At 57.9% G+C, this 1,693-nt stretch carries 2 protein-coding genes; both read right to left on the bottom strand.

Annotated features, from left to right (window positions below):
• A partial coding sequence (locus AC04MI_RS25010) for a hypothetical protein (RefSeq protein ID WP_476499023.1) occupies positions 1 to 363 on the bottom strand: 363 nt, incomplete at its 3' end.
• A complete protein-coding gene (locus AC04MI_RS25005) occupies positions 356 to 1,066 on the bottom strand; it encodes an AAA family ATPase (protein WP_436001344.1) in 711 nt (236 codons plus the stop codon). The genes AC04MI_RS25010 and AC04MI_RS25005, both read right to left, overlap by 8 nt.
• Between the last annotated feature and the right edge of the window lie 627 nt (positions 1,067 to 1,693).

The following is a 1,693-nucleotide window of genomic DNA, read 5'->3' as shown; positions in this document are numbered from 1 at the left end:
GGGCAGGGTGAAGACAGGCTTCTCACCCAGCATCGGAGTGAGGTCGCGCTCCAGCTTCTCGTGCAGTGCCTGCAGGATGTACTGGTGGATCGAGCGAGCGCCCGGCACGTTGTCGACAGCCCAACGCGTGGTGACCTGCTCCATTTCCGTGAGGCGGAGCTGGTGCTGCGAACTGCGGATCTTGTTGTCCTTGCCCTCCCAAGGGAGGCGCACGTCATCGACGCTTGCTTCTTCCACGGGCGGGGCAGGGGAGGCAGATGGCGCGTCGGAGATCGTGCTGCGAGCAGCGCCCTTGATGAAGGACTCCGCGCCAGGCGGCAGATCGTCGGGCGCACCGCGCAGGGCAGGTGAGGGCTTAGCCATTGGGGAATACCTCCGCGTACAGTTGGAACATTTCTTCCTTGGCCTTCGGGTCGTCCCATTCGATAATCCCCTTGCCGGCAGTGGCAGCGGACTTGAACGAACGACGCTCCTTGAGTTCGGTGTTCATGATGTTGGACAGGTTCGGATAGCTCCTGGCCAGCTCGACCGCTTCTTCGCTATCTCGCGAGCGGTGGTTCGTTGGGGCTCGATTGATCAAGGTCCGCACATCCAACGGTCGCTTGCCCCCCCCCACCCGGATGTCGTTCACATCTTTGATCAGCTTGTCGACTTTCTTCAGCGTCCACATGTCGAAGGATGAGGGCTGGACAGGCACGATCATGATGTCAGCCACGATCATTGCCGACCGCAGCTCGCCCGAGTCGCGGCCACCCGCATCGACTACCAGGTAGTCGTATCGCTTTCGCAAGCTCTGCAGCTCGCCCGCCACTCCATCGCCTTGCTTTTGCATCGAGTCGATACGCGGCTCGACCTGGCTCACTTCGCGGAAGTATAGAAACGTGGTTGAGGTGGGCTGGATATCCGTATCGACCAGCAGCACGTCCTTCCCAGCACGCTTGAGGCAGATCGCGAGGTTCACTGCCAACGTGGTCTTACCGGTGCCACCTTTTTCGCCGCCCACCAGAATGATGCGTGGCTCCACGTATTCCGTGGCCTCGATAGGCGAGGGCTCCTGGTGCTCCATAGATTGCTCCTTTAAGTAACAGCACATGGTGTTGGGTAACATCACATCATTCGATGTCACATGCTGTCAAGTGCTGTTACTTGCTGTTACTTCGTAGCCGTAATGCCCCAGCTTATGGGAGCGCATCGGCCTAAGCCCCTGTTTCGGTGGCGAAATAAGGGCGCATACTCGGTTGGTAGAGGCTAGAACCCCTTCATGTAGTGGTCGGAACTGGGCTTGGCCCCAATTTTTGGGGCAGTTAGCGGATTCTCATCCCAAATTTGGGGGCATTACGCCCCATTTATGGGGGCATTAGAGGCCGATCCCGTCCCACAAATTGGGGCAGGTCATCCCAAATTCTGGGGCAAGTGATGCGTGTTTCCCCTTTTGTAACAAGGACTTGCGGGGCCCGTAACGCTTTTAAACTCTTGTATCTATAACTAAACAGCAAACAGGCTCCCTCGACGCGAAAGGTCTACCGAGTTGCCAAGCCCTCTGTTTGTCTGTTTTCATTTCTTTCACTTTCGTTAGAGCAAAACCCCGAGACCGACATGACTCAGCAGATGCGGCGAGGACTCGCAAAGCTCAGGGATCACGATCGGTACTCGCGTCGCCAGGCCGTGGCCAACGACGCGCAGCAGGGTGAAT

The organism is Acidovorax sp. LjRoot204 (assembly GCF_056175785.1).
The sequence above is the reverse complement of the archived record's forward strand: the minus strand, read 5'-3'. Positions and strand labels throughout refer to the sequence as shown.

Excerpts from the sequence above, each read along its gene's own strand:
- AC04MI_RS25005 (WP_436001344.1), bottom strand. The coding sequence starts at position 1,066 with ATGGAGCACCAGGAGCCCTCGCCTATCGAGGCCACGGAATACGTGGAG.